12 protein-coding genes are annotated in these 15,879 nt (G+C 72.6%); 6 read left to right on the plus strand and 6 right to left on the minus strand.

Going from position 1 to position 15,879, the window contains the following annotated elements:
- Nucleotides 1–3: 3 nt before the first annotated feature.
- The 5 genes from ACFWAR_RS02030 to ACFWAR_RS02050 all read right to left on the minus strand — a co-directional run bounded on the left by ACFWAR_RS02030 (nucleotide 4) and on the right by ACFWAR_RS02050 (nucleotide 5,539).
- A complete protein-coding gene (locus ACFWAR_RS02030; protein WP_385772320.1) occupies nucleotides 4–630 on the minus strand; it encodes a GNAT family N-acetyltransferase in 627 nt (208 codons plus the stop codon).
- Nucleotides 631–709: 79 nt separating this feature from the next.
- The gene (locus tag ACFWAR_RS02035; RefSeq protein WP_385772321.1) at nucleotides 710–2,731 is read right to left on the minus strand and encodes a prolyl oligopeptidase family serine peptidase; all 2,022 of its coding nucleotides are present in this window, start codon (nucleotides 2,729–2,731) and stop codon (nucleotides 710–712) included.
- On the minus strand, nucleotides 2,731–4,098 hold the full coding sequence (locus ACFWAR_RS02040) for a M20/M25/M40 family metallo-hydrolase (RefSeq protein WP_385772322.1): 1,368 nt from the start codon (nucleotides 4,096–4,098) through the stop codon (nucleotides 2,731–2,733). The genes ACFWAR_RS02035 and ACFWAR_RS02040 overlap by 1 nt, the downstream gene beginning before the upstream one ends.
- 1 nt (nucleotide 4,099) lies before the next feature.
- Nucleotides 4,100–4,933 carry a M55 family metallopeptidase gene (locus tag ACFWAR_RS02045; RefSeq protein ID WP_385772323.1) on the minus strand — a complete coding sequence of 278 codons (834 nt, stop codon included), beginning with the start codon at nucleotides 4,931–4,933 and terminating at the stop codon, nucleotides 4,100–4,102.
- A 159-nt stretch (nucleotides 4,934–5,092) separates the two neighbouring features.
- On the minus strand, nucleotides 5,093–5,539 hold the full coding sequence (locus ACFWAR_RS02050; protein WP_385772324.1) for an SRPBCC family protein: 447 nt from the start codon (nucleotides 5,537–5,539) through the stop codon (nucleotides 5,093–5,095).
- A 250-nt stretch (nucleotides 5,540–5,789) separates the two neighbouring features.
- Between ACFWAR_RS02050 and ACFWAR_RS02055 the strand changes: the two genes are divergently transcribed.
- A complete protein-coding gene (locus ACFWAR_RS02055; RefSeq protein ID WP_385772325.1) occupies nucleotides 5,790–7,328 on the plus strand; it encodes an alpha/beta hydrolase in 1,539 nt (512 codons plus the stop codon).
- A gap of 24 nt (nucleotides 7,329–7,352) precedes the next feature.
- On the opposite strand, the gene ACFWAR_RS02060 is transcribed toward ACFWAR_RS02055, so the two are convergent.
- Complete coding sequence (locus ACFWAR_RS02060) at nucleotides 7,353–7,910, minus strand: HEAT repeat domain-containing protein (protein ID WP_385772326.1); 558 nt, start codon at nucleotides 7,908–7,910, stop codon at nucleotides 7,353–7,355.
- A gap of 353 nt (nucleotides 7,911–8,263) precedes the next feature.
- Between ACFWAR_RS02060 and ACFWAR_RS02065 the strand changes: the two genes are divergently transcribed.
- The 5 genes from ACFWAR_RS02065 (at nucleotide 8,264) to ACFWAR_RS02085 (ending at nucleotide 15,877) form a co-directional block, all read left to right on the plus strand.
- A complete protein-coding gene (locus ACFWAR_RS02065; RefSeq protein ID WP_385772327.1) occupies nucleotides 8,264–10,084 on the plus strand; it encodes a 3-hydroxyacyl-CoA dehydrogenase family protein in 1,821 nt (606 codons plus the stop codon).
- A gap of 175 nt (nucleotides 10,085–10,259) precedes the next feature.
- A complete protein-coding gene (locus ACFWAR_RS02070) occupies nucleotides 10,260–11,072 on the plus strand; it encodes a TetR family transcriptional regulator (RefSeq protein ID WP_385772328.1) in 813 nt (270 codons plus the stop codon).
- Nucleotides 11,073–11,469: 397 nt separating this feature from the next.
- Nucleotides 11,470–12,807, plus strand: coding sequence for a crotonyl-CoA carboxylase/reductase (ccrA, locus tag ACFWAR_RS02075; protein ID WP_385772329.1), 1,338 nt, complete (start codon nucleotides 11,470–11,472; stop codon nucleotides 12,805–12,807).
- Between the two features lie 29 nt (nucleotides 12,808–12,836).
- Entirely contained in the window at nucleotides 12,837–14,906 is a 2,070-nt protein-coding gene (locus ACFWAR_RS02080) for a protein meaA (RefSeq protein WP_385772330.1), read from the plus strand.
- The gene (locus tag ACFWAR_RS02085) at nucleotides 14,903–15,877 is read left to right on the plus strand and encodes an HpcH/HpaI aldolase/citrate lyase family protein (RefSeq protein ID WP_385772331.1); all 975 of its coding nucleotides are present in this window, start codon (nucleotides 14,903–14,905) and stop codon (nucleotides 15,875–15,877) included. Before ACFWAR_RS02080 ends, ACFWAR_RS02085 begins: the two co-directional genes overlap by 4 nt.
- Nucleotides 15,878–15,879 lie beyond the last annotated feature (2 nt).

Here is a 15,879-nt window from a genome sequence, read left to right on the forward strand (position 1 = left end):
TCCTCATCCTGCGTGATGCGGCACCGTCGGGTCGAGCATCTCCCGGGTGATGGCCCAGCGTTCGTGGTCGCGCCATTCCCCGTCGACGTGCAGGAAGGCGGGCGAGAGGCCTTCCAGGCGCAGGCCGAGGCGGCGTACGAGGGCGAGCGAGGCGGTGTTGCCGGGCTGGACGTTCGCCTCCAGCCGGTGCAGGCCGAGCCCGTGCGCGGTGGGCGCGCCGGGAGCGCTCAGCGCGTGCCGGAGCAGCAGCCCGAGCCCTTCGGTCAGCAGGCCCCGGCCGGCGGCGTGCGCGAAGGCGCCGTAGCCCAGGGCTCCGCACTGGAACGCTCCGCGCACGATGTTGTTCACGTTGACGAAGCCGGCGATCGCCCCGCCGTCGCGCTCGCACACCAGGAATCCCGCGCCGACGGCGTCCGCGCCGGTCAACCGGGCCGCGTAGGCCGCGTACTCCTCGGGCGTCGCCGGTGGGAACAGCCACGGTCGGTGGAGCGTCCGGCTCTCGCGCACGCGCCGGGTGAACTCGGGCCCGTCGGCGGGGCGCAGGGGGCGCAGGCCCACCCGGGGGCCCTCGGCGAGGTAGCGGGGATCGGGATCGGCGGGATCGGCGGGAACACCCTCGGCTTCGGACATCCGCCCAGGCTAGTGCCGTGCCGGGCGCCGTGGCACGGTGGGTCTTTCCGGTCCCGGCACGGGACGGCCGAAGCGGTGCTCAGTCGCGCAGCTCCAGGCGCGGCACGTCCCCGCGCTCGAAGCCGAAGGTCTGGGCGTACAGGGACAGTTCGGCCTCCAGCGCGCGGACCAGGGTCTCGGCCCGGCGGAAGCCGTGTCCCTCGCCCGCGAAGGCGAGGTAGGCGTGGGGCACCGAGCGCCCGCGCATGGCGGCGAGGAAGCGTTCGGCCTGTGCGGGCGGGCACACCGCGTCGTCCAGGCCCTGGAGCAGCACGAAGGGTGCGGTGATCCGGTCGGCGCGGGCCAACGGCGAGCGGTCCCGGCAGCGGACGGCCAGGGCCTCGGGCGGTCCGGCGAGGCCGTCGACGTAGCGCGATTCCAGGTCGTGGGTCTCGGCGGCGAAGCCGGTGAGGTCGAGGACCGGGTAGATGACCGTGCCGCAGGCGTAGAGGTCGGTCGCGGCGAGCGAGGCCGCCGCGGTCCAACCGCCCGCGCTGCCGCCCCGGATGGCGAGCCGCCGCGGGTCGGCGGTGCCCTCGGCGGCCAGCGCGCGGGCCACCGCGGCGCAGTCGTCCACGTCGACCACGCCCCACTGTTCGCGCAGCCGCTCCCGGTAGGCCCGCCCGTAGCCGCTGGAGCCGCCGTAGTTGACCTCGGCCACTCCGATGCCGCGGGAGGTGAAGTAGGCGATGTGCAGGTCGAGCACGGGCGGCACGTGGTCGGTGGGGCCGCCGTGCGCCCACACCACGTACGGCGGGAGTTCGTCGGCGGGGGCCCGCAGGGTGGGGTGGTGGGGCGGGTAGACGTGCGCGTGGATCTCGTGGTCGTCGGGGCCGAGGAAGGTCCGGCTCTGCGGCTCCGGGTAGTACGCCGGGTCCACCGGGCCGGGCCGACGGGCGCCGCCTTCGCTCACCAGGGGCCGGGCGTGGCCGCTCGCCGTGTCCAGCTCGACCACCTCGTACGGGCTGCGCGGGCTGGCCGCGACGCCGTAGACGCGGGTGCCGTGCGCGGCGAGGGTGGGCTGCCAGGCGGTCCAGGGGCCGGCCGCGTCCACCAGGTCGCCGGTCTCCGGGTCGAGGACGCCGAGCACCGAGGAGCCCTGTCCGTGCAGGACGGCGACGGTCCCTTCCGCCAGGGGTGCGAGCCACGCGAGGCCCGGCTTCCAGAGCGGGCCGCCGAACTCCTCCTCGCGCGGGCAGAGGTTGACGGGGGCGCCGCCGGTGGGGCTCACCCGGTACGGGTTCCACCAACCGCCCCGGTCGCTGACGGCCAACAGGCTTCCGTCGGCGGCCCACGCGACCTGGGCGACGGCCTCGTCGGGGCCGCCGAGCACGGTGCGGACACCGGCGAGGCCGCCCTCGTCGGTGACCTCGGCCAGCAGCAGTTCGGTGCCGTCCCAGGGCATCCGCGGATGGTCCCAGACCAGCCACGCGGCCCGCCGCCCGTCCGGCGAGAGCCGCACGCCGGTGCTGAACCGGTGGCGGTCGTCGGTGAGTTCGCGCACCGCCGAGCGGTCCTCGGCGGCGGATCCGTCCAGCGGTACGGCCGCCAGGACCCGGCGCACGTCGGTCGGCGCGGGTCCGGTGAACTCCTCCATGACGCACCACACGGCGCCCTCGCGCAGCACCGGGTCCACCCAGCGCAGCCCGGCGCCGACCGTGCCGAGGGGGGTCAGCGGGCGGGGGCGGGCGCCGGGCGCGTCCGGCTCGTACGCGTACATCCGCTGGTCGGCGAAGTGCGTGAAGACGATCAACGGGCCCTCGCCCGGGCCGCGTTCGCGCCCCGTCCAGGGCCGACCACCGTATTCGGTGAAGCCGCTGCGCACGTTCCACGGCGCGGGCAGCGCGGGGGCGGCGGGGCCGCCGTCGGCCGGTCTGCGGACCAGAATGCGGCGGCCGCCCTCGTCCGGGCGCGGTTCGGTCCACCACACCTCGGCGCCGACCGTGCCCAGGTACTCGGGGCGACCGTCGTGCGCGGCGGCGAGCGCGGCGGTGACGGGTGAGGGCCAGGTGCCGTAGGGCGCGGTCGGCACGGCGGGCTGCGCGGGTACGGAGGGCGCCATCACAGGGTCCGCAGCGCGCGGTCGAGGACCTTGACCCCGAAGTGCAGGGCCTCGACGGGGACCCGCTCGTCCACCCCGTGGAAGAGCGACCAATAGTCGAAACCGGGAGGCAGCTTGAGCGGGGAGTAGCCGTAGCCGGTGATCCCGAGGCGGGAGAACTGTTTGGCGTCGGTGCCGCCCGCCATGCAGAAGGGGACCACCCGGCCTTCGGGGTCGAAGTGTTCGACGGCCTCCCGCAGGACGGCGAAGGTCCGGCCGTGGACCGGCGCTTCGAGGGCCACCTCGCGGTGGTGGAACTCCCATGCGACGTCGGGACCGGTGAGCGCGTCCAGGGTCGCGCGGAACTCCGCCTCGCCGCCGGGCAGCATCCGGCCGTCGATGTGGGCGGTGGCGCGCCCCGGGATGACGTTGACCTTGTAACCGGCGTTGAGCATGCTGGGGTTGGCGCTGTTGCGCAGGGTCCCCTCGACCAGGGCGCGGACGGGTCCGAGCCGTTCCAGCAGGGCGTCGAGGTCGAATCCGGGGGCCTTCGGGTCGACGGACATCCCCTGGTGCGCGGCGAGTTCGGTGAGGCAGGCGGCGACGGTGTCGGTGATCCGCACGGGCCATTCGTGCGCGCCGATCCGGGCGACGGCGGCGGCGAGCCGGGTGACGGCATTGGCCCGGTTCGGCTTGGATCCGTGTCCCGCGGTGCCGTGGGCGGTCAACGTCAGCCAGGCGGTGCCGCGTTCGCCGGCCGCGACCGGGTAGAGGGGCCCGCCGGACGCGGCGTGGACGGTGAAGGCACCCGATTCGCTGAGTCCTTCCGTACAGCCCTCGAAGAGGTCCGCGTGCCGGCGGACGAGGAAGTCGGAGCCGTCGACGGCGCTGTCCTCCTCGTCGGCGGTGAAGGCGATCACGATGTCGCGGCGCGGCTTGACCCCGGCCCGGGCCCAGGCCCGGACGACGGCGAGGACCATCGCGTCCATGTTCTTCATGTCGACGGCCCCGCGACCCCACACCACCCCGTCGCGGACCTCGCCGGAGAAGGGGTCCACGCTCCAGTCGGCCGCCTCGGCGGGCACGACGTCCAGGTGGCCGTGGACGAGCAGCGCGTCGGCCGCGGGATCGGAGCCCGCGATCCGGGCGACCACGTTCGAGCGGCCCGCGGTGCGCTCCAGGATCACGGGCTCCAGCCCGGCCGCGGCGAGGCGTTCGGCGGCGTACTCGGCGGCCGGGCGTTCCCGGCAGTCACCGCCGCCGCGGTTGGTGGTGTCGATGCGGATGAGGCCGGAGGTGAACTCGACGACCTCGTCGAGCGCCAGCCGGTCGACGGCCGCCTCGTCCCGCACGTCCATCGGGACCAGAGAATCCAGAACCTGTTCCATGTCACCCATACTGCTCCTCCACCGCTGCGGAGACGATCGTCGTGACCGTCTTGAAGGTCCGGATCCCCTCGTACATCGCCCCGCTGGTGTAGGCGATCCTGCGCTCCCCGGCCCGCTCGACCCCCGGCACGACGGTCGCGGCCATCGCCAGGTGCTCGGCGTCGAACTCGACCTCGACGGTGAAGGGGCCGCCGGCCACCGGTGCGTGGCGCACGGCGAGGGCGGTGGCCGCCTTGGCGGCGGAGCGGATGTCGGCGGCGGTCCGGGCGGGGGTGCGGCACACCGCGGCGTAGCGCGAGACGTGGTCCTTCACCGCGACGCTCCGGGCGCGCGGGGCGTAGCCGGCCGCGTCCACGCAGGTCAGGTCGTCGCCGGTGACCAGGACGACCGGGACGCCGTACTCGGCGACCACGAGGGAGTTCAGCCGCCCCTCGCTCGCCCGGACGCCGTTCACCCACACCCCGGTGATGGAGTTGGCGAGGTAGGTATGGGCGAGGACGCCCTCCTCGCCCGCGCCCGTGTGGTAGCCGACGAAGGCGATCCCGTCGACGTCCCCGTGCTGGACCCCCTCGACCATGGAGAGGGCCTTGTGGCGGCCGGTGAGCATCTGGACGCGCTCGTCGAGCCGCTCCAGCAGCAGGTTGCGCATGGTCCAGTGGGCTTCGTTGACGAGCACTTCGTCGGCGCCGCCGTCGAAGAAGCCGAGGGCGGCCGCGTTCACGTCGGAGGTGAACAGCGCCCGGCAGCGCTCCCACTGGGGGGTGCCGGGCAGGACGTCCGCGGGCCAGGTGACGCCGGTGGCGCCTTCCATGTCGGCGGAGACGAGGATCTTCATCAGGGCCCCCGGGCGGTCGGTCGCGACGCAGGGGTCCCAGCCTATCCACGGCCCCCGCCCGCGCCCAGGGTGCGGCGCGCCGGTCGGCGCCGGTCCGGGAAGTCCACTCGAACCGGTGAGCCGCCCAGGGCGTGCCCACCGGTCCGGGGGGGGCGGGTACTAGCCCTTCTCGACCTCGGCGGCCAGGTTCGCCAGCACGCTGTCGTAGATGCGGCCCAGGCCCTTGGGCGCGAAGGTCCGCTCGAAGAAGCCGCCGATGCCGCCGGCGCCGTTCCACACGGTGCTGACCACGGCCCTGGACGAGCCCTCGCCCGCCGGGGTGACGGTCCAGGTGGTGACCATGGAGGAGTTGCGGTCCTTCTCCACGAGCTGTCCGTCGGTGGGCTCGGTGACCTCCAGCAGGCAGTCGCGCACGCGCTTGCTGGTGGCCTGGAGCTTCCAGTGGACCAGGGTGCCCTCGCCGTCGCCGCCCTCGCGCACCTCGTACTCGCTGAAGTGCTCGGGGAGCAGCTTGCCCCGGGTGCCGCTGTAGTCCGCCAGCGCGTCGAACACGGTTTCCGCGTCAGCCGCGATGATCCGCTCCGTGGTGGCCTCGACCTGCGCCATAGCTGTTCCTCCAGCAGTTGTGTTCACTCGTCCCGCGCAAGCCAATCACCTCCGCCCCGGGCGCCCAAATCCGCCTCCGGGCCGGGGCCGGGGCAGCGCGGACGCCACGGCCGTACTCCATCTGCGGCCGGGCCCGCCGCTGAAGCGTCATCAGATCGGGCCAATACGTCGCACAATCCCGTCTTCCACCCCCCTGTTCCGGGACGATTCCGCCCAGAACCCTCGGCTGGGAGGCCCCATGATCCGCCCCTTGACGAAGCGCGCCGCGATGCTGCTGTCCGCCGCCACCGTCGCCACCGCCCTCGCGAGCCCGCCCGCCGCCGCGGCCCCGGCCGCCGCGACCCTGCGCTGGACCGACTGCAAGACCGCGCGCTACCCGACCCTGCAGTGCGCGTCGCTCGCGGTCCCGCTGGACCACGAACGGCCCGCCGGTCGGCAGATCTCGCTGGCCCTCACCCGGGTTCCGCACACCGCCAGGACCTCCCAGGGACCCCTGTTGGTCAATCCCGGCGGCCCCGGCGGCAGCGGGCGCTCCCTCGCCGGGTACGTCGCCTCCGCGCTCCCCAAGGCGGTGGCCGCCCAGTTCGACGTCATCGGCTTCGACCCGCGCGGGGTCGGCAGGAGCGAACCGGCCCTGGACTGCGGCGCGGGCCACTTCAAGCCCGTGCGCCCGGACTCGGTCCCCTTCGACCCGGCCGTCGAGCAGGCCAACCTGGAGCGGGTGAAGTCCTTCGCCGAGTCCTGCCGCACCAAGCACGCGGACGTCCTGCCCTACATCGACACCGTGTCCGCCGCGCGCGACATCGAGCTGCTGCGGGTCGCCCTGGGCGCCCCGCGGATCAGCTACTTCGGCTACTCCTACGGGACCTACCTGGGCGCCGTGTACGCCAAGCAGCACCCGGAGCGCGTGCACCGGCTGGTGCTGGACTCCATCGTCGATCCCGGCGGGGTCTGGTACGGCGACAACCTCGCGCAGGACCGGGCCTTCGACGCCCGCCACAAGGCCTTCCTGGCCTGGGTGGCCCGGCACGACGCCACCTACCACCTGGGCACCGATCCGGCGCGGGTCGAGCGGCGCTGGTACGCCATGCGCGAGGACCTGCGCACCGCCCCGGCGGGCGGCACGGTGGGCCCGGCCGAGCTGGAGGACACCTTCATGCCGGGCGGCTACTACAACGGCTACTGGCCGAACCTCGCGGAGGCCTTCGCCGCCTACGCGCAGGGCGGCGACACCAAGCCCCTGGTCGCCGCCTACGCGCGGTTCGGCGCGGTCGAGCCGTCCGCCGGCAACAGCTACAGCGTCTACACGGCGGTCCAGTGCCGGGACTCGGCCTGGCCGAAGGACTGGAACCGCTGGCGCGCCGACATGTGGCGCACGCACGCCGAGGCACCCTTCATGACCTGGAACAACGCCTGGTACAACGCCCCGTGCGCCTTCTGGCCGACCGAGCAGCTGGCCGCGCCGGACGTCACCAACGCCGAGCTGCCGCCCGCGCTGCTCTTCCAGGCCACCTTGGACGCGGCGACCCCCTTCGAGGGCGGCAGGAGCATGCACGAGAAGCTCAAGAACTCGGCCCTGGTCGTCGAGGAGGGCGGCGGCAACCACGGCATCGCGCTGAGCGGCAACACCTGCCTGGACGAGAAGCTGGCCACCTACCTGACGACGGGCAGGGCGGCCGACGCCACCTGCGCCGCCCGCCCCGACCCCCAGCCGGCCGCGGCCACCCGCGCCGTCGCGCCCACGGCCGGCGGCGCGACCCTGCACGGAATGCTGGGCTTCCGCGGCTGACCGCGCGGCCCGCGCCGCGGGGCCCTACGCGGGGGCGTCCAGCTCCCGCAGGGCCCGCGTCGCGGCCACCGCGAGACGTGGATGGGACTGGGCCCGGGTCAGCACGTCCCGGCCCCGCGGGTCGGCGAGGGCGCCCAGCCCCTCCACACAGGCGAGCGCCACCCGCCAGTACGGATCGTGCGGCCCCAGCAGCCGGGCCAGCGTGGCGATCAGGGCGGGGGCGGATTCGGGAGCCCGCAGCGCCACCAGGAGCCGGACCGGGTGCAGCGCGTAGGCCGTGCGCAGTTCGTTGGTGGCCAGGGCCGCCGCCGCGCGGGCGGTCCGGGGGTCGTTCAGCACCGCCAGGGCCTGCGCGGCGGCCTCGCAGCGCGGCGGGTCCCGGTGGTTGAGCAGCAGCACCAGCGACTCGAAGGCCCGCCGGTCACCGGCCAGCCCCAGCCGGTAGGCCGCCAGCTCACGGGCCCACAGCGGGCGGCCCGCCGCCGTCAGGGACGCGGCCAGGGCGTCCGGCCGCGCCGTCAACAGCGCCTCGTACTCCGGCGCTTGGTCCGCCTCTTCCCGCAGCCGCTCCAACACGTTCACCCGACCCACCCTAGGGCGGTCGGCGCGCGCGGGAGCGGCGTACGTCACATCTCCCGTGCTCTGGCCAACTGGTTACCGACGGGTTACTGTCCTTCTCAACACGTACGAGGGCGGCCTGGTGACGCAGCCGCCCCCGTGTCAGTCGGTCCGGTGCTCCGATCTCCTCGGGTACCGATGTTCTTACGGCGCGGCCCCGGGACAGGGTCCGCCGCTCTCCGCCCCGCACGGCACCGCCCTGCACGGCATCCGCCCGCCCGGGCCCAGGCCCGTACCGGCGCCCCGCCCCGCACGGCATCCGGCGCGCCCCAGCCGCGCGCCCTCCCTCAGTCGTCACTCTTCACTGGAGTCCCGCGATGGACCGTCAGTCCAGTCAGCCCACCCCGTCCCCTTCCGGCCCCGCCGCCCTGCAGACGATCGCCGTCGTCGGTCTCGGCACCATGGGCGCCGGCATCGCCGAGGTCCTCGCCCGGGCCGGCCGCGAGGTCATCGGCATCGACACCGACGAGAGCGCCGCCCGGCGGGCCACCGCCGCCCTGGCCTCCGCCACCGCCCGCTCGGTCGCCCGCGAGCAGCTCACCGAGCAGGAGCGGGACGCCGTCCTCTCCCGCTTCCGCACCTTCGGCGAGCTGTCGGCCGCCGCCGACGCCGATCTCGTCATCGAGGTCGTCCCGGAGTCCTACGAGCTCAAGCAGCAGGTCTTCGCCGCGCTGGACACCATCGTGCGCCCCGACACCATCCTCGCCACCGGTACGAACGCGCTGTCCGTGACCCGGCTCGCCGCCGAGTCGCTGCGCCCCGAGCGGGTGCTGGGCCTGCACTTCTTCAACCCGGCCCCGGCCATGAAGCTCGTCGAGGTCGTCTCCTGCGTGCTCACCGCGCCGACCGCCGTCGAGGCCGTCACGACGCTCGCCCGCGAGCTCGGCAAGGAGCCCGTGGCCGTCGGCGACCGGCCCGGTTTCGTCGCGGACGGGCTGCTCTTCGGCTACCTGAACCAGGCCGCCGCCATGTACGAGGCCAAGTACGCCTCCCGCGAGGACATCGACGCGGCCATGAAGCTGGGCTGCGGCCTGCCGATGGGCCCGCTGGCCCTGCTCGACCTGATCGGCGTCGACACCGCCCGTACGGTCCTGGAGGCCATGTACGCCTCCTCCGGCGACCGCCTGCACGCCCCGGCCCCCATCCTCGGCCACCTCGCCGAGGCCGGTCTGACCGGCCGCAAGTCCGGGCGCGGCTTCTACACCTACGAGGCGCAGGGCAGCCCGGTCATCGTGCGCGACCTGCAGACCCCGCTCGACGGGGCCGTGATCGCCTCCAGCCGTCCCGTGTCCACGGTTGGCGTGGCCGGTTCCGGCACGATGGCCAGCGGCATCGCCCAGGTCTTCGCGCAGGCGGGCTACTCCGTGGTGCTGGCGGCCCGCAGCCAGGAGAAGGCGGACGCGGCGAAGGCCGCGATCGGCAAGTCCCTGGCCCGCGCGGTGGACAAGGGCCGCCTCACGGCCGAGGCCGCCGAGCGGACCCTGGAGCGGATCTCCCCGGCCGGTTCGCTGGACGCCTTCGCCGAGGTGGACATGGCCGTCGAGGCGGTCGCCGAGGACCTGGCGGTCAAGCAGGAGCTCTTCGCGACCCTGGACAAGGTGTGCCGGCCGGGGGCGGTGCTGGCGACGACCACCTCGTCCCTGCCGGTGATCGCGATCGCCCGCGCCACCTCGCGCCCGCAGGACGTGATCGGCATGCACTTCTTCAACCCGGCCCCCGCCATGAAGCTCGTCGAGGTGGTCCGTACGGTCCTCACCGCCGACGACGTGCACGCCACGGTCCGCGGGATCTGCCTGAAGGTGCGCAAGCACCCGGTGGACTGCGGGGACCGCGCCGGTTTCATCGTGAACGCGCTCCTGTTCCCGTACCTGAACAACGCGATCAAGATGGTCGAGCAGCACTACGCGAGCCTGGACGAGATCGACGCCGCGATGAAGCTGGGCGGCGGGTACCCGATGGGTCCCTTCGAACTGCTCGACGTGGTCGGTCTGGACGTCTCCCTCGCCATCGAGAAGGTCCTCCACAAGGAGTTCCGGGACCCGGGCCTGGCGCCCTCCCCGCTCCTGGAGCACCTCGTCGCCGCGGGCTGCCTCGGCCGGAAGACCGGCCGCGGTTTCCGTGAGTACGCCCGCCGGTAGGCCACGGCCCGACCGGCGGGCATCCGAGCCGGATGCGTGGGGAGGGCTGCTCGGGACTGCCGGACCCTCACGGCGGGACATACCCACCGAGCCCAGTGCGGGCCCTCCCCCGCATCCACCCCCGTCCCCGGCCCCACAGGCGCGCCCCGCCGCGCGGATGAAGTACTTTCGGTCTATGTCCCAGCCCGCCAAGACCTCGACCCGCGCCGCCTCGGCCTCCGACACTCCGGAGAGCCCCGCGGGTACCCGGGCGGCCGCCCAGCGCCTCAAGATGCGCCGCGAGCTGGCCGCCGCGGCCATGGAGCTGTTCGCGACGAAGGGGTACGAGGCCACCACGGTCGACGAGATCGCCGCGACGGCGGGGGTCGCGCGACGGACCTTCTTCCGCCACTTCCGGTCCAAGGAAGAGGCGATCTTCCCGGACCACGACGACACCCTGACCCGGGCCGAGGCGGTCCTGGACGTGGCCCCGGCGCACGAGCACCCGCTCGACACGGTGTGCCGCGGGATCAAGGAAGTCATGAAGATGTACGCCGCCTCCCCGGCGGTGTCGGTGGAGCGCTACCGGCTGACCCGCGAGGTCCCGGCGCTGCGGGAGCGCGAGATCGCTTCGGTGGCCCGCTACGAGCGGCTGTTCACGCGCTACCTGCTGGCCCACTTCGACGAGCAGGACCACCACGCCGGCAACGACGATCCGCTGCTCGCCGAGGTGGCCGCCTCCGCGGTGGTCACCGCCCACAACCACGTGCTGCGGCGCTGGCTGCGGGCGGGCGGCCAGGGGGACGTGGAGGGCCAGCTGGACCACGCCTTCTCGATCGTGCGCAAGACCTTCGGTTCCGGGATCGGCGCGGGGCGCTCCCAGGTCGGGGCGCCAACCCCGGCCGCCGCCGTCCGCACCGAGGGCGAGGTACTGGTCGCGGTGGCCCGTACGGACGCGCCGCTCGACGAGGTCATGCGCACGATCGAAGAGGCGCTGCGCAACAGATAGCCACTGGCGTCACAAGGGCCGCTCCCGCTGTGGGGGCGGCCCTTTCGTTGTGTCCGCCTTGCCCCTACTCGTGGGTAACTCTGATCGATCATCGCTCATCCGTGCAGGTCAATCGGCAAATGAGAGAAGTTTTTGGCACGCAGTGCCTTGCCGAGTGACACGGGGTGCCATACGTTGAATCTCGTCCGGATGTCCCCGCGATCCACGCCCACCACGGCACGGAACGCGCCCCGGACGCCTGCGTCACAGGCACCCTCCGCGCCACCCGCGCGTCGCCACGCACCACCCCCGCCGGACCGACGGCACACGCTCAGCACCCTCAGCACCACCACCCTCGCTCTTGCTCCACCTTCGTTGACCCCTCAGCGTTCCCTCAGCGCTAGCCGGAGGCACCACCGTGAAGGACATCCTGGACGCGATCCAGTCGCAGGCCGCGACGGCCGCCGACTTCGCGGCCCTGCCGCTCCCCGACTCCTACCGCGCGATCACCGTGCACAAGGACGAGGCGGACATGTTCGCGGGACTCACCACCCGCGAGAAGGACCCGCGCAAGTCCCTGCACCTGGACCAGGTCCCGGTGCCCGAACTCGGCCCGGGCGAAGCCCTGGTGGCCGTCATGGCCTCCTCGGTCAACTACAACTCCGTGTGGACCTCGATCTTCGAGCCCGTGTCCACCTTCAGCTTCCTGGAGCGCTACGGGCGCCTCTCGGAGCTGACCAAGCGGCACGACCTGCCGTACCACGTGATCGGTTCCGACCTCGCGGGCGTCGTCCTGCGCACCGGCCCCGGCGTCAACGCCTGGCGGCCCGGCGACGAGGTCGTCGCGCACTGCCTCTCGGTCGAACTGGAGTCCTCGGACGGCCACAACGACACGATGCTCGACCCCGAGCAGCGGATCTGGGGCTTCGAGACCAACTTCGGCGGCCTCGCCGAGATCGCGCTCGTCAAGTCCAACCAGCTGATGCCCAAGCCGGATCACCTCAGCTGGGAGGAGGCCGCCTCGCCGGGCCTGGTCAACTCCACCGCCTACCGCCAGCTGGTCTCCCGCAACGGCGCCGGCATGAAGCAGGGCGACAACGTCCTGATCTGGGGCGCCAGCGGTGGACTCGGCTCCTACGCCACGCAGTTCGCCCTGGCCGGCGGCGCGAACCCGATCTGCGTCGTCTCCAGCGAGCAGAAGGCGGACATCTGCCGCGCCATGGGCGCGACGTCGATCATCGACCGCAACGCCGAGGGCTACAAGTTCTGGAGCGACGAGCACACCCAGGACCCGCGCGAGTGGAAGCGCTTCGGCAAGCGCATCCGCGAACTGACCGGCGGCGAGGACATCGACATCGTCTTCGAGCACCCGGGCCGCGAGACCTTCGGCGCCAGCGTCTACGTCACCCGCAAGGGCGGCACCATCACCACCTGCGCCTCCACCTCGGGCTACATGCACGAGTACGACAACCGCTACCTGTGGATGTCACTCAAGCGCATCATCGGCTCGCACTTCGCGAACTACCGCGAGGCGTGGGAGGCCAACCGCCTGGTCGCCAAGGGCAAGATCCACCCCACCCTGTCGAAGGTGTACTCCCTGGAGGACACCGGCCAGGCCGCCTACGACGTCCACCGCAACCTGCACCAGGGCAAGGTCGGCGTCCTCGCGCTGGCCCCCTCCGAGGGGCTGGGCGTGCGCGACCACGAGATGCGCGAGACGCACCTCGACGCCATCAACCGTTTCCGCGACGTCTGAGACGCCAAAGGGCTTAAGGATCGCTTGAGATGACAGAGCGCCAGAAGGACCGGCCGTGGCTCATGCGGACGTACGCCGGTCACTCCACGGCCGAGGCGTCCAACGAGTTGTACCGCCGCAACCTCGCCAAGGGCCAGACGGGTCTGTCGGTCGCCTTCGACCTGCCGACGCAGACCGGATACGACCCCGACCACATCCTCGCCCGCGGCGAGGTCGGCCGGGTCGGCGTTCCCGTCTCCCATCTCGGCGACATGCGGCGGCTGTTCCAGGACATCCCCCTGGAGCAGATGAACACCTCGATGACGATCAACGCCACCGCCATGTGGCTGCTGGCGCTCTACCAAGTGGCCGCCGAGGAGCAGGGCGCGGACATCGCCCAGCTCCAGGGCACCACGCAGAACGACATCGTCAAGGAGTACCTCTCGCGCGGGACGCACGTCTTCCCGCCCGGGCCCTCGCTCCGACTGACGACGGACATGATCGCGTACACGGTCAACCACATCCCGAAGTGGAACCCCATCAACATCTGCAGCTACCACCTGCAGGAGGCGGGGGCCACTCCGGTCCAGGAGATCTCGTACGCGATGTCCACGGCCATCGCCGTGCTGGACTCGGTCCGCGATTCGGGCCAGGTCCCGCCGGAGCGCTTCGGCGAGGTGGTCGCCCGCATCTCCTTCTTCGTGAACGCGGGCGTCCGCTTCATCGAGGAGATGTGCAAGATGCGCGCCTTCGGCCGGATCTGGGACCGGGTCACCCGCGAGCGCTACGGCATCGAGAACGACAAGCAGCGCCGCTTCCGCTACGGCGTCCAGGTCAACTCCCTCGGACTGACCGAGGCGCAGCCGGAGAACAACGTCCAGCGGATCGTGCTGGAGATGCTGGCGGTGACCCTCTCCAAGGACGCCCGCGCCCGCGCCGTGCAGCTGCCCGCCTGGAACGAGGCGCTGGGCCTGCCCCGGCCCTGGGACCAGCAGTGGTCGCTGCGCATCCAGCAGGTGCTCGCGCTGGAGAGCGACCTGCTGGAGTACGAGGACATCTTCGCGGGCTCGCACGTCATCGAGGCCAAGGTGGACTCCCTGGTCGCCGAGTGCATGGCGGAGATCGAGCGGATCCAGGAGATGGGCGGGGCCATGGCCGCCGTCGAGTCCGGCTACCTGAAGTCCCAGCTGGTCTCCTCGCACGCCGAGCGGCGGGCCCGGATCGAGGACGGCGAGGACAAGATCGTCGGCGTCAACTGCTTCCAGCAGACCGAGCCGAACCCGCTGACCGCCGACCTGGACGGCGCGATCATGACGGTGGACGGCGCGGTGGAAGCGCTGACCGTCGAGCGCATCGGGCGCTGGCGCGCGGAGCGGCAGGAGTCCTCGGAGCGCCAGGGCGGCGGCGACCCCTTCGTCTTCCCGACCGTCGGGCAGTCCCTGGACCGGCTCAAGGAGGCCGCGGCCGGGACCGAGAACCTGATGGAGGCCACCTTGGAGTGCGCCCGCGCCGGTGTCACCACCGGCGAGTGGGCCAGCGCCCTGCGCGAGGTCTTCGGCGAGTTCCGGGCGCCGACCGGGGTCTCCTCGGCGCCGGTCGCGGTCACCGCCGAGCCGGGCACGCCGATGGCGGAGGTCCGCGCCAAGGTGACCCGTACCGCCGAGGACCTGGGCGCCGGGCGGCTGCGCCTGCTGGTCGGCAAGCCGGGCCTGGACGGGCACTCCAACGGGGCCGAGCAGATCGCCGTGCGGGCCCGCGACGCCGGGTTCGAGGTGGTCTACCAGGGCATCCGGCTCACCCCCGAGGAGATCTCCACGGCCGCGCTGGCCGAGGACGTGCACTGCGTGGGGCTGTCGATCCTGTCCGGCTCGCACTGCGCGCTGGTCCCCGACGTCCTGGAACGCCTCCGGGCGGCGGGGGCGGGTGACATCCCCGTCATCGTCGGGGGCATCATTCCGAACGCCGATGCCGTCACCCTGAAGGCGGCCGGCGTCGCCGCCGTCTTCACCCCGAAGGACTTCGGCATCACGGAGATCATCGGCCGTATCGTCGACGAGATCCGCAAGGCGAACAAGCTCCACCCACTAGAGAACGTCGCAAGCACGGAGGTCCCCGCATGACCACGCCCTCTTCCCCGGTCAACCGGCTGCGGCCGCGCCGCTCCTGTCTCGCGGTGCCGGGTTCCAACCCGCGCTTCCTGGAGAAGGCCCAGGGCCTGCCGGCCGACCAGGTCTTCCTCGACCTGGAGGACGCCTGCGCCCCGCTCGCCAAGGAGGGCGCCCGCCACACGATCGTGGACGCGCTCAACAACGGTGACTGGACCGGCAAGACCCGGGTCGTGCGGGTGAACGACTGGACCACGCACTGGACCTACCGCGACGTGATCACGGTCGTCGAGGGCGCGGGCCAGAACCTCGACTGCATCATGTTGCCCAAGGTCCAGGACGCCCAGCAGGTGGTGGCCCTCGACCTGCTGCTGACGCAGATCGAGAAGACCATGGGCTTCGAGGTCGGCAAGATCGGCATCGAGGCGCAGATCGAGAACGCCAAGGGCCTGGTGAACGTCGACGCGATCGCCGCCGCCTCGCCGCGCCTGGAGACCATCATCTTCGGCCCGGCCGACTTCATGGCCTCGATCAACATGAAGTCGCTGGTCGTGGGCATGCAGCCGCCCGGCTACGGCGCGGACGCCTACCACTACATCCTGATGCGGATCCTGATGGCGGCCCGCATGCACGACCTCCAGGCGATCGACGGCCCCTTCCTCCAGATCAAGAACGTGGACGGCTACCGCGAGGTCGCCGGCCGCGCCGCCGCCCTCGGCTTCGACGGCAAGTGGGTGCTGCACCCCGGTCAGGTGGACGCGGCGAACGAGGTCTTCTCCCCCTCGCAGGAGGACTACGACCACGCCGAGCTGATCCTGGACGCCTACGACTGGTGCACCTCGGAGGCCGGCGGCAAGAAGGGCTCCGCGATGCTCGGCGACGAGATGATCGACGAGGCCAGCCGCAAGATGGCGCTGGTCATCTCCGGCAAGGGGCGCGCCGCGGGCATGCAGCGCACCACCAAGTTCGAGATCCCGGAGGGCTAGGC

The organism is Streptomyces sp. NPDC059917 (assembly GCF_042730635.1).
Classification (GTDB): Bacteria; Actinomycetota; Actinomycetes; order Streptomycetales; family Streptomycetaceae; genus Streptomyces.